Annotated in this window: 17 protein-coding genes; 9 read left to right on the forward strand and 8 right to left on the reverse strand. The window is 65.8% G+C overall.

Features of this window, described 5'->3' with window-relative positions:
• The first annotated feature begins 54 nt into the window (after positions 1-54).
• The gene (locus FHS02_RS05595; protein ID WP_137314969.1) at positions 55-1,359 is read left to right on the forward strand and encodes a sugar MFS transporter; all 1,305 of its coding nucleotides are present in this window, start codon (positions 55-57) and stop codon (positions 1,357-1,359) included.
• Positions 1,360-1,427: 68 nt separating this feature from the next.
• Here FHS02_RS05595 and FHS02_RS05600 read toward each other — a convergent pair whose 3' ends face one another.
• The 4 genes from FHS02_RS05600 to FHS02_RS05615 are packed head-to-tail and all read right to left on the reverse strand — an operon-like array spanning position 1,428 to position 5,746.
• Positions 1,428-2,579 carry an FAD-dependent monooxygenase gene (locus FHS02_RS05600; protein ID WP_137314968.1) on the reverse strand — a complete coding sequence of 384 codons (1,152 nt, stop codon included), beginning with the start codon at positions 2,577-2,579 and terminating at the stop codon, positions 1,428-1,430.
• The gene (gene pepP, locus FHS02_RS05605; protein WP_137314967.1) at positions 2,576-3,922 is read right to left on the reverse strand and encodes a Xaa-Pro aminopeptidase; all 1,347 of its coding nucleotides are present in this window, start codon (positions 3,920-3,922) and stop codon (positions 2,576-2,578) included. Before pepP ends, FHS02_RS05600 begins: the two co-directional genes overlap by 4 nt.
• A complete protein-coding gene (gene murU, locus FHS02_RS05610; RefSeq protein WP_137314966.1) occupies positions 3,919-4,647 on the reverse strand; it encodes an N-acetylmuramate alpha-1-phosphate uridylyltransferase MurU in 729 nt (242 codons plus the stop codon). The genes pepP and murU overlap by 4 nt, the downstream gene beginning before the upstream one ends.
• 7 nt (positions 4,648-4,654) lie before the next feature.
• Positions 4,655-5,746 (reverse strand): aminoglycoside phosphotransferase family protein, encoded by a 1,092-nt coding sequence (locus FHS02_RS05615; RefSeq protein ID WP_371861409.1) that lies wholly within the window; start codon positions 5,744-5,746, stop codon positions 4,655-4,657.
• 136 nt (positions 5,747-5,882) lie between these two features.
• On the opposite strand from FHS02_RS05615, the gene FHS02_RS05620 reads away from it, so the two are divergent.
• From FHS02_RS05620 to FHS02_RS05645, 6 genes are all read left to right on the forward strand, one after another.
• Entirely contained in the window at positions 5,883-8,174 is a 2,292-nt protein-coding gene (locus FHS02_RS05620; protein ID WP_137314964.1) for an LPS-assembly protein LptD, read from the forward strand.
• A 110-nt stretch (positions 8,175-8,284) separates the two neighbouring features.
• The gene (locus FHS02_RS05625; protein WP_137314963.1) at positions 8,285-9,709 is read left to right on the forward strand and encodes a peptidylprolyl isomerase; all 1,425 of its coding nucleotides are present in this window, start codon (positions 8,285-8,287) and stop codon (positions 9,707-9,709) included.
• 8 nt (positions 9,710-9,717) lie between these two features.
• Positions 9,718-10,785, forward strand: coding sequence for a 4-hydroxythreonine-4-phosphate dehydrogenase PdxA (gene pdxA / locus FHS02_RS05630; RefSeq protein WP_137314962.1), 1,068 nt, complete (start codon positions 9,718-9,720; stop codon positions 10,783-10,785).
• Positions 10,786-11,005: 220 nt separating this feature from the next.
• The gene (gene rsmA / locus FHS02_RS05635; RefSeq protein WP_137314961.1) at positions 11,006-11,821 is read left to right on the forward strand and encodes a 16S rRNA (adenine(1518)-N(6)/adenine(1519)-N(6))-dimethyltransferase RsmA; all 816 of its coding nucleotides are present in this window, start codon (positions 11,006-11,008) and stop codon (positions 11,819-11,821) included.
• Between the two features lie 277 nt (positions 11,822-12,098).
• Positions 12,099-14,723: a TonB-dependent receptor gene (locus FHS02_RS05640; RefSeq protein ID WP_137314960.1), complete on the forward strand. Its 2,625-nt coding sequence runs from the start codon at positions 12,099-12,101 to the stop codon at positions 14,721-14,723.
• 80 nt (positions 14,724-14,803) lie between these two features.
• Positions 14,804-14,968, forward strand: coding sequence for a hypothetical protein (locus FHS02_RS05645; protein WP_175424854.1), 165 nt, complete (start codon positions 14,804-14,806; stop codon positions 14,966-14,968).
• A gap of 160 nt (positions 14,969-15,128) precedes the next feature.
• Here the strand turns inward: FHS02_RS05645 and FHS02_RS05650 are convergent, their stop codons facing one another.
• From FHS02_RS05650 to FHS02_RS05660, 3 genes are all read right to left on the reverse strand, one after another.
• The gene (locus FHS02_RS05650; RefSeq protein WP_137314959.1) at positions 15,129-15,737 is read right to left on the reverse strand and encodes a hypothetical protein; all 609 of its coding nucleotides are present in this window, start codon (positions 15,735-15,737) and stop codon (positions 15,129-15,131) included.
• Positions 15,738-15,759: 22 nt separating this feature from the next.
• The gene (locus FHS02_RS05655; protein ID WP_137314958.1) at positions 15,760-16,359 is read right to left on the reverse strand and encodes a hypothetical protein; all 600 of its coding nucleotides are present in this window, start codon (positions 16,357-16,359) and stop codon (positions 15,760-15,762) included.
• A gap of 208 nt (positions 16,360-16,567) precedes the next feature.
• Positions 16,568-17,977, reverse strand: a complete 1,410-nt coding sequence (locus FHS02_RS05660) for a metallophosphoesterase family protein (protein WP_137314957.1) — start codon at positions 17,975-17,977, stop codon at positions 16,568-16,570.
• A 101-nt stretch (positions 17,978-18,078) separates the two neighbouring features.
• On the opposite strand from FHS02_RS05660, the gene FHS02_RS05665 reads away from it, so the two are divergent.
• A complete protein-coding gene (locus FHS02_RS05665; protein ID WP_137314956.1) occupies positions 18,079-18,789 on the forward strand; it encodes an HAD family hydrolase in 711 nt (236 codons plus the stop codon).
• Between the two features lie 54 nt (positions 18,790-18,843).
• A complete protein-coding gene (hrcA, locus tag FHS02_RS05670) occupies positions 18,844-19,863 on the forward strand; it encodes a heat-inducible transcriptional repressor HrcA (RefSeq protein WP_175424853.1) in 1,020 nt (339 codons plus the stop codon).
• Between the two features lie 217 nt (positions 19,864-20,080).
• Here the strand turns inward: hrcA and fur are convergent, their stop codons facing one another.
• Positions 20,081-20,509, reverse strand: a complete 429-nt coding sequence (fur, locus tag FHS02_RS05675; protein ID WP_137314954.1) for a ferric iron uptake transcriptional regulator — start codon at positions 20,507-20,509, stop codon at positions 20,081-20,083.
• Position 20,510 lies beyond the last annotated feature (1 nt).

The raw sequence follows: 20,510 nt of genomic DNA on the forward strand, positions 1-20,510 counted from the left end.
CGGCAGTCCCATAGCCGACAGTCCCATAGCCGACAGTCCCGACAAGGAGTAGCCATGCAACATCATTCCCAGGCGGCGCTCGCGCCCGACGCCGGCGGCACGAACGCTTCCGGCAACAACACGGCCCCGCTGGTCATCGTCACGATCCTGTTCTTCATGTGGGGCCTGCTGACGTCGATGAACGACGTGCTGATCCCGCACCTGAAGGCGGTCTATACGCTGACCTACGTGCAGGCGATGCTGGTGCAGTTCTGCTTCTTCGGCGCCTACCTGCTGGTGTCGGTGCCGGCCGGGATGCTGATCCGGCGGCTCGGCTACCAGCGCGGCGCGGTCGCCGGCCTGGTCGTCGCGGCGATCGGCTGCGCGCTGTTTTATCCGGCCGCCACCTCCGGCTATGGCGTGTTCCTGTTCGCGTTCTTCGTGCTGGCCGGCGGCATCACCGTGCTGCAGGTGGCCGCCAATCCGTACGTCACGGTGCTGGGCGATCCGCGCACCGCATCGAGCCGGCTGACGCTGACGCAGGCGTTCAACTCGCTGGGCACGACGGTGGCGCCGGCGCTGGGCGGCATGCTGATCCTGTCCGGCGGCATGCTGGGCGCCGAGCAGCTGGCCGCGCTGCCGGCCGCGGAGCAGCTGGCGTACCGGGCGCGGGAAGCGGCCAGCGTGCAGGGGCCATACCTGGTGCTGGCTGGTGCGCTGCTGTTGCTGGCCGTGCTGTTCGCGCTGGCCCGGCTGCCGAAGATTGATGCTTCAGCTGGTGATGCGGCGGCCGACGGCGAGTCCGCCGGCCGCTTCGGCGACCTGTTCGCCCACAGGCACCTGGTGCTGGGCACGCTGGGCATCTTCCTGTACGTCGGCGGCGAGGTGTCGATCGGCAGCTTCCTGATCAACTTCCTGGAGGACCCGGAGATCGGCGGCATGACGGCCGCGCAGGCCGCCCACTACGTCAGCCTGTACTGGGGCGGTGCGATGGTGGGCCGCTTCATCGGCTTCGCCGTGATGCGCAAGGTCAGCCCGGGCAAGGCGCTGGCGTTCAACGCCGCCGCCAGCATCGCGCTGATCGCCATCGCGGTCGGCGGCAGCGGCACGGTGGCGATGGTGGCCATCCTGGCCGTCGGGCTGTGCAACTCCATCATGTTCCCGACCATCTTCAGCATGGCGCTGCACGGTCTCGGCAGGCAGACCGGCCAGGCTTCCGGGCTGCTGTGCATGGCCATCGTCGGCGGTGCGCTGGTGCCGTTCGCGCAGGGCGCGCTGGCCGATACGGCGGGCGTGCAGCTGTCGTTCGTGGTGCCGGCGGCGTGTTATGCGTTCATCCTGTATTTCGGGTTGAAATACGCGAATCTGCACAAGCAATAGGAAGAACCGGTGTCTGACACTATTTCCCTGCGGGAAATAGTGTTAGACACCAAGCGTATTAGCAACAATTACCGCCGGCCGTACATCATCAGCTCGGCCAGCACGGAGCGCGCGGGGCCGAACAGGTCGATGGCGGCCAGCGACAGGCCGAGGGCCGGCTGCAGCGGCGAGGTGTTGGCGAAGATGCGTGCCATCGTGTCGGTCAGCCGCACCGTGGCGTCGCGGTCCTGCCGGCGCAGCGTGGCGAATTCGGCGAGGTTGTCGGGCGTGGCGCCGCGTGCCAGCAGCCGGGCCAGCACGGTGGCGTCGCGCAGGCCCAGGTTCAGCCCCTGGCCGGCGACCGGGTGCAGCGTCTGCGCCGCGTTGCCGATCGCCGTGGTGCGCGCGGTGCCGTTCACGCCGGCGTTCAGGCCGAGCGGGAAGGCGAGGCGCCGGGTAGCGTGCGTGAAGCGGCCGAGCCGCTCGCCGAACGTGGCGTTCAGCCGCGCCAGGAAGGCGGCGTCGGCCAGCGACAGCAGTTCCTGCGCCGTTTCCGGCCGCACGCACCAGACCATGGAGTAACCCTCCCCCTGCGGCAGCATCGCCAGCGGACCTTCGTCGGTAAAGCGCTCGTAGGCGCGGTGGGCGATCGGCGCGCTGGCTTCCACCTGGGCGATGATGGCGGTCTGGCCGTAGTCGCGCATTGTCTGCTTGTCCGCCTGCGCGCCGAACAGGCCGCCCTCGGCCTGCACCGCGATCGCGGCCAGAATCATGCGCTCACCCGTGCGGCCGTCGTCCACCGCCAGGCGCACGCCGCCGGGCGTTTCTTCCAGCCCGGTCACGCGCGCCGGCCGCAGCGAGACGATGCCCAGGCGTTCGATCACGCCCGCCAGTACCGTCACGATATCGCCGTAGCGCGTCACGTAGCCCAGTGCCGGCACACGGTGTTCGTCGCGCGTGATCATGCTGCGGCCGAATGCGCCCTTGCGCGACACGTGGATTTCATGGATTTCGGTGGCCGGCACCGGCCAGGCGCCGACCTGCCCGAGGATCTGCCGGCTGCCCCAGGAGAGCGCCAGCGTGCGCGGGTCGTCGCGCGCCGCGTCCAGCGGTTTCGCGTCGACCAGCGCGATGCGCGACGGTGCCATGCCGCGTTGCGCCAGCAGGGCCGCCAGTGCCATGCCGGCCGGACCGGCGCCGCAGATCGCCACGTCGTAGTCGGTAACCTGGTATTCGCTCATGATTCCTCCGCCATCAGCCGTTCGATGTCGTCCACCGACTTCGGCACGTCGCCGGTCAGCACGCGCGGCGCGCCGCCGGCCACCACCACGTCGTCCTCGATGCGGATGCCGATGTTCCAGTACTGTTCCGGCACGCCCGGCGCCGGGCGCACGTAGATGCCCGGTTCCACCGTCAGCACCATGCCCTCGGCGAGCGGGCGCGACGGCTTGTCCGGGTGATCGGTCAGGCGGTAGGCGCCCGTGTCGTGCACGTCCATGCCCAGCCAGTGGCTGGTGCCGTGCATGTAGAAGGCGGTGTAGGCCTTGTTGGCGATCACGTCGTCCAGGCTGCCCGCGGTATCGCGGTTCAGCAGGCCCGTATCGAGCATGCCCTGCGCCAGCACGCGCACGGCGGCATCGTGCGCGGCGTGGAACGTGTTGCCCGGCCGGATCGCGTCGAAGGCCGCGGCCTGGGCAGCCAGCACGATCTCGTACAGTTCGCGCTGCGGCGCGGTGAAGCGCCCGTTGACGGGAAAGGTGCGCGTGATGTCGGATGCATAGCCATCGAGCTCGCAGCCGGCGTCGATCAGCACCAGGTCGCCGTCGCGCGTCTGCCGGTCGTTGCTGTTGTAGTGCAGGATGCAGCTGTTGGCGCCGGAAGCGACGATCGGCGTGTAGGCCGGAAATTGCGCGCCGTTCCTGCGGAACTCGTACAGCAGTTCCGCTTCCAGCGCGTATTCGAACACGCCGGCGCGCGCGGCCCGCATCGCGCGGCGGTGTGCCGCGGCCGAGATCTGGCCGGCGCGGGCCATGATGGCCTGTTCGCCGGCATCCTTGACGACGCGCATCTCGTCGACCAGCGGCGCCAGGTCGCGCAACGCGGGCGGGGCGGTGATGCCGGTACGGCCCCTGGCCCGCACGGTGTCGAACCAGCGCCGCAATTGGCCGTCCAGTCCTTTGTCGCGTGCCAGGCGGCAGTACAGCGCGGGCGCGCCGGCCAGCAGTTCCGCCATTTTTTCATCGAGCAGGGCGATCGGCCAGGCGGCATCGACACCGAATTCGGCCTGCGCCGCTTCGGGCCCGTAGCGCAGGCCATCCCAGATCTCGCGATCGACATTCTTCTCGCGGCAGAACAGGATGGCGCGTGCCGGCTGCCCGCCGGACGCGGCAACCATGGCCAGCGCGCTTTCCGGCTCGGGAAAACCGGTCAGGTAATAAAAGCTGCTGTCGTGGCGGTACGGATAATCGCTGTCGCCATTGCGCACGCTTTCCGGCGCGGTGGCGAGAACGACCACGCTGCCCGGCTCCAGCCGCGCCAGCAGGGCGGCGCGCCGTGCGGCGAACTTGCCCGCCGCATCGCTCATGGCCGCTTCGCTCCGAACGCCGCGTTCAGCCCCTCGAGCTGCGCGGGCGTGCCGATATTGTCCCAGTCGCCTTCATAGACTTCGCCGCCCAGCTGGCCCTTGGCCGCGTACTCGCGCAGCAGCTTGCCCAGGCCGGCATGCTGGCCGGGCTGGATGCCGTCGAACATTTCCGGACGGTAGACGCCGATGTTCGCGAACGTCCATGTCGGTTCGCCGGTGTCCGGGGCGGGATTCGATACCGTGTACATGTTCAGGCCGAAGTCGCCCTTCGGGTGGAACGACGGATTCTTGACGAGCCAGATCCAGGCGATGTCGCGCGCTTCGATGGCGTGCGGTTTTCCCCACAGGTCGTTGTCGTGCAATACATCCCCCACTTCGCCGAAGTCGAAGTGCGGGCACCAGATGTCGCCGGAAATCGCCAGGAAGGGCTCCTCGCCCAGCAAATGCCGCGCGTTGGCTATGCCGCCGGCGGTTTCCAGCGCTTCCCGCTCGGCGGAGTACCGGATGGTGGCGCCGAAGCGGCTGCCGTCGCCCAGGTATTGCTCGATCATGTGGCCGAGATGGGCGTGATTGATGACGATCTCGGTGATCCCGGCACGCACCAGGTTCAGCACGTGCCACTCGACCAGGGGCCGGCCGCGCACCTTCAGCAGCGGCTTCGGGCAGGTGTCCGTCAGCGGGCGCATACGCTCGCCGCGGCCGGCGGCGAAGATCATGGCTTTCATGGCAGCCTCAGAACGTGTAGCCGACGGCGGGCTGGCGGTTTTCGAGATCGTCCAGCAGCTTGACCAGCGGCTTCAGCTCGCGGTAGCGGTTGGCGGTATGGCGAACGTACTCCATCACCGTCGGCAGGTCGCCCAGGTACTGCGGCTTGCCATCGCGGTAGTTCAGGCGGCAGAACAGGCCGAGGATCTTCAGGTGGCGCTGCAGGGCCATGTATTCGAAGTCCCTGTAGAACGCGTCGAAATCCTTGTTGACGGGCAGGCCGGCCGCCTTCGCGTGCTGCCAGTAGCGGATGATCCAGTCGAGCACCAGTTCCTCGTCCCACGACACGTAGGCGTCGCGCAGCAGCGAGGCCGCGTCGTACGTGATCGGACCGTACACGGCATCCTGGAAATCGAGGATGCCGGGGTTTTTCTCGTCCATCCACATCAGGTTGCGCGAGTGGTAGTCGCGGTGCATGAACACCTGCGGCTGCGCCAGGCAGGTGGCGATGATGTGGTCGAACACCTTCTGCAGCGTGGCCGATTGCGCCTCGGTGAGGGTGGCGTTCAGGTGCTTGCCGATGTACCACTCGGGGAAGATGTTCAGTTCGCGCAGCATGAAGGCGCGGTCGAATTCGGGCAGCACGCCGGGCTGGCTGCGCAGCTGGATCTCGACCAGCGCGGACAGCGCCTCGGCATACAGCGTGGCGGCATTGTCGTGGTTCAGCGCCTGCAGGTAGGTGGTGGTGCCCAGGTCGGACAGCAGCAGGAAGCCCTGGTCGAGGTCTTGCGCATGGATCGCCGGCACGGAAACGCCGGCGTCGGCCAGCAGTGCATCCACTTTCACGAACGCTGCGGTATTCTCGCGCTCCGGCGGGGCGTCCATCGCCACCAGCGTGGCACCGAAGTTGACGCCAAGGCGCGCCTGCGCGTCCGGCAGCACGTCGAGCCGGAAATAGCGGCGGAAGCTGGCGTCGGCCGATGCGGGACGGGCCGAAGCGGCGTCCACGATGCCGAGCCCCTGCAGCCAGGTTTTCAGTTGAAGCAGGCGCGCGTCGCCATTCGCGGCGGCGCCGTTTTGTGCACCGTCGTGCGCGCCGCTGGATGATGGGTTGTTCAATGGAGTATGCAATAAAGACATGAAGTACGGCCCGAGCAAACCGGATGTTGACAAAGGAATCCCATATAATAAGGGATTCAAATCAAAAAATCGCCTGCATGGTGTTCTTTATAGTGCTTCGCGTATCCTGCCTTCCATGAGCCTGGCCCCACCCTTCAAGAAACGTTGGGCGTATGCCATCTCCGCCCTGATCGCCGCCTGCGCGGCACAGGCCCATGCCCAGCCCCAGACCCAGCCCGGTTCTGGCGTTACTGCCGGCGCGGGCGTGCCCCGTGCGGAAGATCCGGATGCGCCGGTCACGATCCATGCCGAGGAAATCACCGGCCGGCCCGAACGGGAACTGATCCTGACCCGCGATGTGGAAGTGGTGCAGGACAAGATGCGCGTGACGGCCGATGCCGCCTGCTACCGCCAGGTCGAATCCGAACTGGAGGCGAAGAGCAATGTGCGCCTGTGGCGCTTCGGCGACTATTACACGGCCGACGAATTCCGCATCAATACCGAGACCGGCGTGGGTTACATGCTGCAGCCCACCTACAAGCTGGAAATGAACAATGCGCAGGGCAAGGCCCAGCGCATCGACTTCCTTTCCGAGGAGCGTGCCAAGGTGGTCAACGGCACCTACAGCACCTGCGAAGGGCCGAACCCGGACTGGTACGTGCGGTCCAGTACGCTGACGCTGGACCAGGGCCGCGACGTGGGCCTGGCCAGCGGCACCGTCGTCTACTTCAAGGATGTGCCGCTGATCGGCACGCCGGGCATCTCGTTCTCGCTGTCCGGTGAACGGCGCTCCGGCTGGCTGCCTGCCGTGCCCGGGTTTTCCTCGCGCGGCGGAGCGGAACTGACGCTGCCGTATTACTTCAACATCGCGCCGAACCGCGACCTGACGGTGTCGCCGCACTACATCAGCCGGCGCGGCCTGCAGATGGGCGCCGTGGGCCGCTACATCGGCGAGACCGCCGCCGGCAGCTACGAAGGCCGCACCTTCGTCGAGTACCTGCGCAACGACAAGGAAAAAGGCATCGACCGCTGGCAGATCCAGTCGTCGCACTCGCAGGAGCTGGCCAAGGACTGGTCGTATGGCTGGAACGTGCGCGCCGCGTCGGACGAAAACTACCCGACCGACTTCTCGAAAACCGTGGCCGGCAGCGCCGAGCGCCAGCTGCTGAAGGAAGCGCGTACCGACTACCGCGGCGAGATCTGGAGCCTGACGGCCCGCGTGCAGAAGTACCAGGTGCTGCAGGACCCGGATACGGCGTCCGTCACGGCGCGCCCGTACGACCGCCTGCCGGCGGTGAACTTCCGCGCCGGCCAGTACGATATCGGCGGCTTCGACTGGTCGGTGGATGCCGAGGCGACCCGCTTCCACTACGCGACCGAGACCATCTGCCCGGGCGCCAATATCGGCGGCATCGCCTGCGTGAACGATGCGAAGATCAACGGCGACCGCATCGTGGTGCAGCCGCAGATCAGCTACCCGATCATCAGCCCCAGTTACTTCATTACGCCGAAGCTGATGCTCAGTGCCAGCGCCTACCAGCTCGACAGGTTCGCCGGCGAGGAATCCCGCTCGGTCACGAAGGCGATCCCCACGTTCTCGCTGGATTCCGGCCTGGAGTTCGAACGCAATACGAAGCTGTTCGGCCGCGCCGTCACGCAGACGCTGGAACCGCGGCTGTTCTATGTCTACACGCCGTACCGCGACCAGACCGACATTCCCGTGTTCGACACGGCCGATGCCACGTTCAACTTCACCCAGCTGTTCTCCGAGAACCGCTTCGTGGGCTCGGACCGGGTCGGCGATGCTAACCAGGTGACGGCGGCGGTCGTTTCGCGCTTCCTCGAGGAGTCCGGCGCCGAGCGCCTGCGCCTGGCCTTCGGCCAGCGCTTCTACTTCAACGACCAGCGCGTGCAGCTGACCAGTTCGGAGCCCGTCAGCACCGGCCGTTCCGACCTGCTGCTGGCCGCCGCCGGGCGCATTTCCGACACCTGGGGCGTGGACAGCGCGGTGCAGTACAACCAGGGCGACAAGCGCGTGGTCAGCTCGAACCTGAACGTGCAGTACCAGCCGGGCCAGCGCAAGGTGTTCAACGCCGGCTACCGCTTCCTGCGCGACAGTTTCAAGAACGTGGACTTTTCCACCCAGTGGCCGATCACGAACCGCTGGTTCGGCGTCGGCCGCATGAGCTATTCGCTGCAGGATCACCGGATCCTGGAAAGCCTGATCGGCCTCGAATACAACTGCGACTGCTGGGTGTTCCGCATGGGCGCGCAGCGCTTCGTGACGACGACCAATAAAACGTCGACGCAGGTGTTCTTCCAGCTCGAGCTGAACGGCCTGTCCAAGTTCGGCATCGGCAACCCGCTGGAGGTACTGAAAAACAGCATCCCGGGTTACCAGCAGCTGAACCCGGGCTATCGCCGCTGAGGCCAGGCCGCTGACGGCGACGTAGTCGCCGTCACTTGCTGTTACACTTTTCGCGGCATGCACCTGCTATCCTTCACCATTTTCCACCTGACCTGAAAAGCGTTTGCAATATGTTCAGTAAGCACCCGATCACCCTCGCAACCCTGCTGTTGTGCGCCATGACTGCCGGCGGCGTGGCCGCGGCGCAGGACGCGAAGCCAGCCGATCCTGCCAAGGCCGCCGCGCCGGCCGCCGCGGCCGCGCAGCCGACGACGGGCTTCACGCCGCCGGGTCAGTCCAGGAATCCCGAAATCGATTCGATCGCCGTGGTCGTCAACGACGACGTCATCACGCGCCGCGAACTGGCCGAGCGCGTCGGCGTCATCGTGCAGCGGATGAAGCAGCAGAACGTGCAGTTGCCGGACAACGCCGCGCTGCAGCGGCAGATCCTGGAGCGCATGATCGTCGAGCGCGCCCAGCTGCAGATGGCCAAGGAAATGGGCGTGCGCGTGGACGACACGATGCTCGACCGCGCGATCGCCCGCATCGCCGAACAGCAGAAGCTGTCGGTACAGCAGCTGCGCGACCAGATCGAGAAGGATGGCACGTCGTTCGCCAATTTCCGCGAAGAGATCCGCGAGGAGATCATCACCACCCGCCTGCGCGAGCACGAGGTGGATGCCAAGATCCAGATTTCGGAAGGGGAAGTGGACAGCTTCCTGGCCGCGCAGGAAGCGGCGGCCGCCGAGCAGCAGGAGCTGAACATCTCGCAGATCATGGTGCGCATCCCCGAGAACGCCTCGCCGGAAGTGATCGCCCAGCGCCAGCAGCGTGCCGAGGACGTGATGCGCCAGCTGCGCACCGGCGGCGACTTCGCCAAGGTGGCGGCCACGTATTCCGATGCGGCCGACGCGCTGCAGGGCGGCGCCGTGGGCTGGCGCCCGGCCGACCGGATTCCGCCGGTGTTCGCCCAGGCGCTGGAAAAGCTGCAGCCGGGGCAGGTCACGTCGATCATCCGCAGCGCGACCGGCTTCCACATCCTGAAGCTGGTGGACAAGCGCACGCTGGCCCAGGCGCAGGCCGAAGCGGCCGTGGAGCAGACGCACGCGCGGCACATCCTGCTGAAGGTGACGCCGGCGACCAGTGCCGAAGACGCCAAGCGCAAGCTGGCCGAGATGAAGGCGCGGCTGGACAGCAAGGCCTCCACCTTCGAGGAACTGGCGCGGCTGTATTCGACCGACGAATCGGGCAAGAAGGGCGGCGACCTGGGCTGGCTGTATCCGGGCGACACGCTGCCGGAATTCGAGAAGGCCATGAACGAGCTGAAGCCGGGTGAAGTATCGGGCCCGGTCGAGACGGCGTTCGGCTACCACCTGATCCAGGTGGTGGAGCGCAAGTCCGAAGACATGTCGAAGGAAAAGAAACGCAACGAGGCGCGCATGGCGCTGCGCGAGCGGAAGATGGTCGAGGCGGCGGAAGATTTCCAGCGCGAGGTGCGTGACCGCGCCTACGTGGAGTACCGCAGCGAAGACCTGCGCGCCGAAGCCGCGAAGTAAGGCGGCCCATGAGCGTCATCTTGCCAGCGCGCCGCCCGGGTGCCCGTCCCGCGATCGCGATCACCACCGGCGAACCGGCCGGCATCGGTCCCGAGATCTCGATCCGCGCCGCGTGGGCGATGCGCGAGCGTGTCAACTGCGTGCTGCTGGGCGACGCCGCCTTCCTCGCGATGACGGCGCACGCGATCGATCCGGACATCCGCGTCAGCGCGCTGTCGCTGATGGCGGTGCGCAACGGCGGCCTGCCGCACTTCGGGCCTGACCGGCTGGCCGTGATCGACATCCCGCTGGCCGCGCACGTGGTGCCGGGCAAGCTCGACAGCGAGAACGGCCGCGCCGTGCTGGCCACGCTCGATGCGTCGATCGAAGGCGTCAAGGCCGGCTGGTTCGAGGCGGTGGCCACGGCGCCGCTGCAGAAAAGCACGATCAACGATGCCGGCGTGGCGTTTTCCGGCCATACCGAATACTTCGCCGACCGCACCGGCACCGCGCAGGTGGTGATGATGCTGGCCGGCGAACCGCAGGGAATTCCCGGGCTTGCCCAATTGCGCGTGGCGCTGGCAACGACCCACCTGGCGCTGAAGGATGTGCCGGCGGCGCTGACGATCGCCGGCCTGGGCACCACGCTGGACATCATCGATCGCGACCTGAAATCGAAATTCGGCATTGCCGCGCCGCGCATCCTCGTTACCGGCCTGAACCCGCATGCGGGCGAGAACGGCTACCTGGGCCGCGAGGAGATCGACGTCATCGCGCCCGCGCTGGAAGCGGCACGGGCACGCGGCATCGATGCGCGCGGCCCGTATCCGGCCGACACGCTGTTCCAGCCGAAGTACCTGCAGGATGCCGACTGCGTGCTGGCGATGTACCACGACCAGGGCCTGCCGGTGCTGAAATACGCCACGTTCGGCCGCGGCATCAACGTCACGCTCGGCCTGCCGCTGATCCGCACGTCGGTCGACCACGGCACCGCCCTGGACCTGGCCGCCCGCGGCCTCGGCCATGCCGAGTGCGGCAGCATGGAACAAGCCATCAGCGCCGCGCTCGACATGGCCAACGCCAGCCGCGGTAACTAGTTTCCCGAAAAATGGGGCGGTACGGCGCGCCGGCGTGCCCCATTTTTCAGGAAATATTTCCCAAAACTGGGGACTGTCCCCGATTTTTGGCAACAAACCGTGCAAAATTCCACGACTTCAAGTGTTTGGCCGCGTCGCTGGCCTGGTCTCATGCGAAGTCCAACTATTCTTTGCTTTGTTGCTGAAAATCGGGGACTGTCCCCGTAGTAGAAAAAACAACATGAAACATATTGCCCGCAAGCGCTTCGGCCAGAATTTTTTGCAGGATGATCGCGTTCTCGGCGACATCATCGAGGCCATCGCGCCCGTGCCCGGCGACACGATGGTGGAGATCGGTCCCGGCCTGGCGGCGATGACGGATCTGCTGCTGAAGTCGCTGCCGCACATGCACGTGGTGGAGCTGGACCGCGACCTCGTCGCGCGCCTGGAAAAGCGCTTTCCGCGCGAGAAGCTGACGATCCACTCGGGCGATGCGCTGAAGTTCGACTTTGGCGCGATTCCGGTGCCGGAAGGGCGCAAGCTGCGTGTCGTCGGCAACCTGCCGTACAACATTTCCAGCCCGCTGCTGTTCCACCTGGCCGAGTTCGCGCCGCACGTCGAAGACCAGCACTTCATGCTGCAGAAGGAAGTCGTCGAACGCATGGTCGCCGAGCCGGGCACGAAGGCGTATGGCCGGCTGTCGGTGATGCTGCAGTGGCGCTACCGCATGGCGCTGATGTTCGTCGTGCCGCCGGAAGCGTTCGATCCGCCGCCGAAGGTGGAGTCGGCGATCGTGCGGATGGTCCCCATCGCCGAGCCGCTGCCGTGCGACCTGCCGACGCTGGAAGCGGTGGTGGCGAAGGCGTTCTCGCAGCGCCGCAAGGTGATCCGCAACTGCCTGGCCGGCATGTTTACCGAGCAGCAGATCGTCGACGCCGGCATCGATCCGGGCACCCGTCCGGAGACGGTGCCGATGGAGGCCTACGTGGCGCTGGCCAACAGCCTCAAACCAGTCGAGCAGCTGGGCCAACCAACGCCCCAGCAAGTGCCTCGGTAACCGGAAGGCAAGCTTCGACGCCACTTCGTTACAATCGCGCAACGCAGTGAGCAAAGTAACAGCATTTCCCCGGCGCCTTGCAAGCGGCTATTTTCCTTCTCGATACAAGGACTTGGCCGTCATCCGCGCCGATGTATATCTTTTTCATATACGTCTTCGGAAATTCTTCATTGGCTGATAACCATTTCAGCCACATAGAATTTTTATCACGAAGTTGATCGATCGGCCTGCGCGGCGGGCCGGCGGCACTTTTCGATAATAACGATACGGAGACTCCATGAAGCTCACCCCCATCGGCGCGCTGGTCCGCGCACTGTTCCTCGTCCCCGCCGCGGTTGCCACGACGTCCACCGCTTTTGCACAGGAAGCACCCCAGCAGGGCGCAGCGGCCAGCGGCGATACCGCCGTCCAGCAGGTCACTGTGACCGGTATTCGCGCATCGGTCCGCAGCGCCCTGTCCGTCAAGGAAAATTCCAACAGCATCGTGGAGGTGGTGTCGTCGGAAGACATCGGCAAGCTGCCCGATACGACGATCGCCGAATCGCTGGCCCGCCTGCCGGGCCTGGCCGCCGGCCTGGATCGCGGCAATGCCAGCCAGATCGTCGCGCGCGGCATGGGCGAGCGCTTCATCGGCGCCACGCTGAATGGCCGCGAGCTGGCGTCGTCCGAGCCGAACCGGGCGGTGCGTTTCGAGCAGTTCCCGTCCGAATCGCTGTCGGGCGCGGTGGTCTACAAGACGCAGAACGCCGATCTGGTCGAAGGCGGCGTGGCCACGTCGATCGACCTGCAGACCGTGCAGCCGCTGAAATACAAGGGCCGGCAAATCTCCGTCAAGGCCGATGCGCTGTATTACCCGCTGGCAAATGACGTGGATGCGAAGGCATGGCGCCCGCGCCTGGGCGGCATCTATATCGACCAGCTGGCCGGCGGCAGTGTCGGCGTGGCCCTGGCGGCCAGCTACCAGAAGCAGCCATCGATCGAGAAGCGCAAGAACCACTGGGCCTTCAACGAAGACCATTCCGTGGACATGAACGGCGACGGCCGCGTCGACAAGACGCCATGGGGCTTCGAGGACGAGATCAAGCGCGGCACCAACGAGCGCGCCAGCGTGCTGGGCAAGGTCGAATGGAAACTGAGCCCGGATGCGCAGATCACGGCGGACGTGTACTACGCCAAGAACAAGATCCACGAGCCGAGCGTGCAGCACTGGACCGGCGACGTCGGCAACTGGGATGGCTGGCAGACGCCAAACTTCTCGAATCTCGACATCCGCGACGGCTACGTGGTGGGCGCCACCGTGCGCGACGTCACCGTCTCGACGCACAGCACGCGCTGGTTCCAGAACATGAGCAATTTCGCCGGCGGCCTGAACGGCAAGTTCAACGTGGGCGACTGGAAGATCGATGCCGACGTCGCCGTCTCGCGTGCCGACCGCGACAGCCAGTGGGCTGACGTGCGCCAGACCAGCGCCCCGGGCACGCTGAGCTGGTCCTTCACGGGCAACGAGCAGCAATCCTATTCGTTCACGCAGGATACCGGCAATGCGGCCATCTTCGGCGCCCCGGCGCTGTACATCGATGCCGACGGCCATGTCGACGACAAGCTGAACTCCGCGCAACTGTCGGCCTGGCGCCCGGTCGAACTGGGCCCGGTCAGCCGCATCAAGTTCGGCGCGCGTTTCTCCGACCGTGAAAAATCGTTCCACCAGACGACCTGGAACCTGCCCGCCACGGCCACCTCGCTGCCTGCGTCGGCATTCGAGACGATCCGCGCGGACGAGTATTTCCCGGCGCTGATGCTGAACGATTTCAACGGCATCGTGGGTTCGCTGTTCGGCGCCGGCGCGCTGTCGCCGGACGGCCGCACGCAGACCGCGACCGACCTGCTGGCCGGCTGGCGCGTGAAGGAGCGCAGCAGCGCCGTGTATGCGCAGGGCGACCTGGACGGCGAGATGTTCGGCCTGAAATACCGCGGCAACGTGGGCCTGCGCGTGGTGCACACGAAGCAGACCGGCTATGGCATGGAATCGCGCAACGGTGCGGCGCCGACGGCGGCCGAAGGCGGCGCCTCGTACACCAAGGCACTGCCCAGCGCCAACCTGATCCTCAACCTGGACCAGGCGCAGGAGCACCAGGTGCGCTTCAGCCTGGCCCGTGCGATGTCGCGCGCGCCGATGGACGAGATGCGCGCCTCGCGCCAGCTCTCCATCGACACCACGCCCGGTTCGAACCAGCCGCTGACGGGCAGCGCCGGCAACCCTGGCCTGCTGCCGATGATGGCCAACCAGGCCGACCTGGCGTACCAGTGGTACTTCGAGAAAGGCTCGCTGCTGTCGGCCGGCCTGTTCTACAAGAAGGTGGGCAGCTACATCGGCATCACCACCGACGACACCACGATCGACGGCCGCCAGGCCACGATCACCCGCTCGATCAACGGCGACGGCGGCTATGTGCGCGGCGTGGAGCTGGCTTACCAGCAGGCGTTCACGATGCTGCCGGCACCGTTCGACGGCCTCGGCGTGGCGGCCAATTTCTCGTACAACGAAAGCAGCATCAAGGAATTCACCGCCGGCGACTTCCCGATGGTGGGCCTGATGCGGCGTAATGGCGGCGTCACGCTGTGGTACGAGAAAAACGGCTTCGAGGCACGGCTGCAGGCCAACTACCACAGCCCGTTCGTGCGCATGCCGCGCTGGACCGCCGGCTACCTGGTCGAGAACGACGAGGAAACCTACGTCTCCGCCAACATCTCGAAGTACCTGACGCCGCAGCTGCAGCTGCACCTGGGCCTGGACAACATCACCAACCAGCGGGTGATCCACAAGCAGGGCGGCAACCAGTACGTGCAGAACGTGATGGAGTACGGCCGGCGCTACAACATCGGGCTGGCGTACAAGTTCTGATCGCCGCCTGACGCCAACCGCCGCCGGTTACCGCAAGGTGCCGGCGGTTTCTTTTTCTAAGAAAGGTTTCAAAAAACCTGGTGTCTGTCACCGGTGTTGAAGAAATGTTTCAAAAAAACTGGTGTCTGTCACCGGTGTTGTTCTTAAACAGCTACATCGGCGATGCCGGCAGCCTGGTCGAATTCGCGCTGGCGCCCCAGGTCAACGGTATCCGGCGACGCGCGCACAGCTTGCATGCCTGCTGAACGAAAAGAAGGGTAGAACTGCGGACAAAAAAAAGCCGGCTCAGGGAGCCGGCTAAATCCAATTCTCAGAAAGAAGTGGAGGAGACGGGAGTGATTATGATGCGCTGCCGCATATCAATCTACTTTATTTTCAGAATGCCCATCATTCCACTGGTGAATATCACGGGTTTTTCGTGCACGTAACGAGCGTATCGGCGCGGTCGGCATCGCCCATGATGCCGGCACCGTTGGCGATCGTGCAGGTCTGGTTGAGCGGCTGCTGGAAGATCGTGATGCCGTAGGACGAGCCCACCGGGATGCCGCCGAAGCTGGTTCCCGCGGCGGCGGCCGTCACTTCCTGGACGGTCGAACCGTTGATCAGCTGCAGCCTGGCGTCGGTAGCGGCTGCTTCCGTCAGACCCTTGACAGCCACCACGACCGAGTAGGTGTTCTGCGTGCAGCTGAGCGCCACGGCAACCGATTCCATGCGGCCGGCGACACCAGCCGAGCTCTGCGGGGAGCAGGTCATGTGCTGCGGCTGGGTCTTGACCACCACGTTGTAGTTGTTGCCGTATTCGACCGTTTTCGGGAAGCTGAACGTGGTCGTGCCGACCGGGACGGAAATCTCGTCGTCGCCGTTGGCCAGCACCAGGCCCGGGTTTTTCAGGGGCACGAGATTGCCCAGCGAGTCATAGAAGCCGCCGGTGATCGTGAATTCCGACTTGCCGCCGCAGCCGGCCAGTGCCAGTGCCGCCGCCAGCACCGCCGTGCCAAGGTATGTTGCTTTCATCAAATTCTCCAGAAGCGGTGTGTCAGGAAGCGCGCGGAACGCACGAGACCGCGAGGTTCAGTTTGTCGCCCGACGGCATCGTGCCGGTGGGGTTGTCCACGGTGCAGGTCAGCCCTTCGGGTTGCTGCAGCACCGTCACGCCGTAGTTGGCGCCGTCGAATACGTTGGTCGGGAAGACGAAGCTGTTGCCCGTTTCGGGGCGGATCGTCGCGGTGACATTGCCCATAGCCAAGACCAGCTGGTCCTGCGTCAGGCCGGTCACGGTGCCGCCCAGCTTGTAGCTGTTGGTGACGCAATACACCTGCGGCCGCAGCGCGGTGTAGTAGTTGGCTGACACGTTCCTGCCGGACGCTTCATCCACGGTGCAGACCGCGGCCGTGGGCTGGGTCACGATCTCGATGTTGATCGTCGAATCCTCGGCGATCAGGTTGGGGAAATACACCTGGTTGGACCCTACCGGTACCGACACGGTCTGGTCGCCATTCTTCAACACCAGGCCCGGCTTGGCGAGGCCATTGACGGTCACCAGCAGCGTCAGGTTGCCGTTGTCGTCGCCGCCGCAGCCGGCCAGCATCGCGGCGCACAGCACGCCGGCGGTTGCGCGCGCATACATACTCTTCATAACAATAACCATCTCCAAATTGATCGGGGCGAATGCCGGGCGGCGGCGGAACCGGCAGCGGCGCCACTGCGCCGAAGGGCAACGCGGCCGGGCCGGAAGCGGCGCGTACTGAGCCGGAAGCGGCGCCTATTTTAGTTCATTTGGAAACACCCGGCGCGCTAAATCAGTGTAACGACCTGTGTCAAGACCGTGTCTCCCGGCCGCGCTGTCACGGCACGCGCCCGATGGCGCACGACGACGTGCGGCCCTTCAGCAGGCAACGGTTGCGTACCTGGCCGCCACGGTCGTGTACCGTTACCTGCCAGGTGTCCGGCCCGGTGCGCTCCATCGTCATGAAGCCGAAGCCGCCCTGCCATGCGCTGAACTGTGCGATCTCGGCGCCGGGCGCGGGCTGCACGGTGGAGACGTCGTCCGGCAGCGGCACCACGTCTTCCTGCGTGCCGGAAAAGCCGGCCACGAACTGGCTTGGATGATCCGTCCTGAAGCTGACCTGTTGCCACATGTGCACGTGGCCGGACAGCAGCGCCTGCACGCGCGGCGGCAGCAGCATCGGGTTGACCGAACCGAAGCTTTGCTGCAGGCCCGCGTCGCCCAGCTCCAGGCGGACCTGGCTGGCCTTGTCGAGGCCGGCACCGAAGCCGAGCACGGGGTGGTGGTTCGCCAGCAGGTTCCACGTGGTGCGCCGCGACAGCGCCTCGGCCTGCGCATAGGCATCGCGGTAGCGGTCGAAGCCGGTGTCGCCCGGCTTCAGGCCCCGCCATGACGTGGCGGCCGTATCCACCACGATCAGTTGCGCGTCGCCGCCCAGCGGCACCGCATACGGATCGCTGTAGTCGCCGGTGGCGTCGTCGCCCTGCGCATTGCAGTCGCGCCCGGCCTGCAGCGGGCGCGGGTCGAGGAAGCGCCACCAGCCCTGGCCGGCCCGCGCGCAGCTTTCATGGTTACCCCGCACCATGACCCAGGGCGCGGCGCGCAGCAGCGGTTCGGCGGGGCGGAAGAAGTCTTCGCGCCAGGTATCCCAGCCATAACCCCACGGGCTGCCGGCGCAGCCCGCGTTGCCGTCCGGGCAGGGGTTTTCCCGATAGTGGTAATCGCCCACGTGGATCACCAGATCGGGTCGCCAGCGGGCCGCGGCGGCCGTCACGCCGGCGAACGGGAATTGCTCGGGATCGTTGCAGGCCTGCCAGGCATGGTCGGCCTTCTTCAGCCGGCAGCCCGTATCGCCGATGACGACGATGCGGCGCGCCTCGTGCCGCGGCAGCGGCAGTTCGATGCCGGCCAGTGCCGCTTTCTGCGTGCCCGCCGGCAGCGGCGCTTCGCACGCCAGCACCGGGAACGCCGATGGCTTCGAATCCTCCGGGCTCGATGCGGTGGACCGCTGCGCGATCGTGGCGGGCGCGGCGCGTACCGCCATCGGCACCGGCCGGCCATCCACGTCCAGCGTCGGGCAGGCCGCCGCCACGGTGATCACACGCGCCGTGGCGGCGCCTTCCTCGCCCAGTACCACCCAGGTCGACAGCACGTCGGGCGGCAGTGGCGCGGTGGCACAGCCGGCCAGGATGGCGGCTGCAAGCGAAGCGAAGACAGGACGGGTAAAGCGTGGTGGCAGGAGACGCATGATGACCCCGGAGCGATGACAGTTCGTTAATTTAGCACCAACCAAATAGCAATGGGACAGTGTGCCGGGCCTTTCGTCCCCGGCCATGCGACAATGGCGCCATGAACGACATCGCACGACCCAAAGCCATCCTGTTCGACCTGGACGATACGCTGTGGCCGATCGGCCCGGTGATCGCCGAAGCGGAACTGGCCTTGCATGCCTGGCTTGCCGAGCACGCGCCGAAGGTGGCGCAGACCTTCACGATCGAAGAGTTGCGGGACCGCCGCATGGCGCTGCTGGCCGAAAAACCGGAGCATCATCTCGACCTGATCGGCCTGCGCCGCGCCGCGCTCGAAGCGGCGTTCAACCACGTGGGCGAAGACCTGGCCCGGCTCGATGGGGCGATCACGCACTTCACGGCGGCGCGCAATACCGTCAAGCTGTACCAGGACGTGCTGCCCGGCCTGCAGCGGCTGGCCGAGAAGGTCACGCTGGGATCGGTTTCGAACGGCAACGCCGATCTTGAAGTCATCGGTCTTGCCCACCATTTCAAGGTATCGCTGGCGGCCAGCCGTTTCGGCAAGGCGAAACCGGATCCCGACATCTTCCTGGCGGCATGCGAAGCGCTCGGCGTGGCCCCGCACGAAACCGTGTACGTGGGCGACGACCTGCGCCTCGACGTGGAAGGTGCGCAAAAGGCGGGCCTGAAGGCGGTGTGGATGAACCGCACCGGCAGTACGGCCCACCTGGAAGCGGGCATCGTGCCCGATGCGATTTGCCGCGACGTGGGCGAGCTGATTGCGTGGCTGGAACAACAGTTAGCCGATTGAATTCCCGGCACGCGCCCCGCGGTGCATAATGATTGCCTAGCCTGTGAATTGATCATGCAACTCGATACCCGTGCCCAAACCCTGCTCAAAGCCCTCGTAGAGCGCTATATCGCCGACGGACAGCCCGTCGGCTCGCGCGCGCTGTCGAAGATTTCCGGCCTTGACCTGTCGCCGGCCACGATTCGCAACATCATGGCGGACCTGGAAGAGCTCGGTTATGTCGCCAGCCCGCATACCTCCGCCGGGCGCGTGCCCACGCCGCGCGGCTACCGCATCTTCGTCGACACGCTGCTGACCGTGCAGCCGATGGACGAGCGCGCCGTCGAATCCCGGCTGCGCGCGCCGTCGCAACCGCCGCAGAAGCTGATCGCCAATGCGGCGCAGATGCTGTCGTCGCTGTCCCAGTTCGCCGGCGTGGTGATGAGTCCGCGCCGTGAATCGGTGTTCCGGCAGATCGAATTCCTGCGCCTGGGCGAGAAACGGATCCTGCTGGTGATCGTCGCGCCCGGTGGCGACGTGCAGAACCGGCTGCTGCTGACGGATGTCGACTACACGCCGTCCCAGTTGCAGCAATCGGCCAACTTCATCAACCAGCACTACAGCGGCCTCGCGTTCGACGAAGTGCGCACCCGCATGCAGGGCGAACTGCGCCAGTTGCGCGACGACATGGGCCGCCTGATGCAGGCGGCGGTGGAGGCGGGCAGCGAAGCGATGGCCGATACCGGCGACGACATGGTGATTTCCGGCGAGCGCAACCTGCTGTCGGTCAGCGACCTGTCATCGAACATGACGTCGCTGCGCCAGATGTTCGACATGTTCGAGCAGAAGACGGGACTGATGCAGTTGCTGGACGTGTCGTCGAAGGCGTCCGGCGTGCAGATCTTCATCGGCGGCGAATCGACGCTGGTGCCGCTGGACGAGATGAGCGTGGTCACGGCACCGTACCAAGCCAACGGGCGGATCGTCGGCACGCTCGGCGTGATCGGTCCGACCCGGATGGCCTATGAGCGGGTGATCCCGATCGTGGACATCACGTCGCGGCTGCTGTCGAATGCACTGAGCCAGGGTTCATGAAATAAAAACGGCCCTAAAGTTGTTGGCGGAGGGGACTGGGCAGTGTGATGGCATGCATGCCATCACCCGCTACGCAGGCGAGGAACAGGTTCCTCGAAACCCCTGCTTCGCCCCCGGTTTTGCTTGCTTGGGGTCTGTCCCCGGTCCATAGTCGCGCCGCATGATAAAAACGGCCCTTGCGGGCCGTTTGCTATCAAGCGTTCAGTGCTTCAAGCGTTCAGTGCCGGTGCGGGCACTTGTCTTTCGTGCAACTTCCATAGATCGCCAGCGCATGCTCGGCGATCTTGAAGCCGCGTTCAACGGCGATGCGCTGCTGGCGGGCTTCGATTTCCTCGTCGACGAATTCCTCGACGCGGCCGCAATCGAGGCACACCAGGTGGTCATGGTGGGAACCCTCGTTCAATTCGAAGATCGCCTTGCCGCTTTCAAAATGGTTGCGGTTCAACAGGCCAGCCTGTTCGAATTGCGTCAGCACGCGATAAACGGTGGCGAGACCGACGTCCATATTGTCGGCCAGCAGGATCTTGTAGACATCTTCGGCCGTCAGGTGGCGCACGGAACTGTTCTGAAAAATGTCGAGGATCTTCAGGCGCGGCAGGGTGGCCTTCAGGCCGCTGGCCTTCAGGTCGGTGGGGCTGTTACTCATG

The sequence above is a fragment of the Pseudoduganella umbonata genome, from assembly GCF_014192225.1.
Lineage (GTDB): Bacteria > Pseudomonadota > Gammaproteobacteria > Burkholderiales > Burkholderiaceae_D > Rugamonas > Rugamonas umbonata.

Excerpts from the sequence above, each read along its gene's own strand:
- FHS02_RS05620 (WP_137314964.1), top strand. The coding sequence starts at position 5,883 with ATGAGCCTGGCCCCACCCTTCAAGAAACGTTGGGCGTATGCCATCTCC.
- pepP (WP_137314967.1), bottom strand. The coding sequence starts at position 3,922 with ATGAGCGATGCGGCGGGCAAGTTCGCCGCACGGCGCGCCGCCCTGCTG.
- FHS02_RS05595 (WP_137314969.1), top strand. The coding sequence starts at position 55 with ATGCAACATCATTCCCAGGCGGCGCTCGCGCCCGACGCCGGCGGCACG.
- fur (WP_137314954.1), bottom strand. The coding sequence starts at position 20,509 with ATGAGTAACAGCCCCACCGACCTGAAGGCCAGCGGCCTGAAGGCCACC.
- FHS02_RS05600 (WP_137314968.1), bottom strand. The coding sequence starts at position 2,579 with ATGAGCGAATACCAGGTTACCGACTACGACGTGGCGATCTGCGGCGCC.
- pdxA (WP_137314962.1), top strand. The coding sequence starts at position 9,718 with ATGAGCGTCATCTTGCCAGCGCGCCGCCCGGGTGCCCGTCCCGCGATC.
- hrcA (WP_175424853.1), top strand. The coding sequence starts at position 18,844 with ATGCAACTCGATACCCGTGCCCAAACCCTGCTCAAAGCCCTCGTAGAG.
- FHS02_RS05665 (WP_137314956.1), top strand. The coding sequence starts at position 18,079 with ATGAACGACATCGCACGACCCAAAGCCATCCTGTTCGACCTGGACGAT.
- FHS02_RS05650 (WP_137314959.1), bottom strand. The coding sequence starts at position 15,737 with ATGAAAGCAACATACCTTGGCACGGCGGTGCTGGCGGCGGCACTGGCA.
- FHS02_RS05655 (WP_137314958.1), bottom strand. The coding sequence starts at position 16,359 with ATGAAGAGTATGTATGCGCGCGCAACCGCCGGCGTGCTGTGCGCCGCG.
- FHS02_RS05625 (WP_137314963.1), top strand. The coding sequence starts at position 8,285 with ATGTTCAGTAAGCACCCGATCACCCTCGCAACCCTGCTGTTGTGCGCC.
- FHS02_RS05660 (WP_137314957.1), bottom strand. The coding sequence starts at position 17,977 with ATGCGTCTCCTGCCACCACGCTTTACCCGTCCTGTCTTCGCTTCGCTT.
- rsmA (WP_137314961.1), top strand. The coding sequence starts at position 11,006 with ATGAAACATATTGCCCGCAAGCGCTTCGGCCAGAATTTTTTGCAGGAT.
- FHS02_RS05640 (WP_137314960.1), top strand. The coding sequence starts at position 12,099 with ATGAAGCTCACCCCCATCGGCGCGCTGGTCCGCGCACTGTTCCTCGTC.
- murU (WP_137314966.1), bottom strand. The coding sequence starts at position 4,647 with ATGAAAGCCATGATCTTCGCCGCCGGCCGCGGCGAGCGTATGCGCCCG.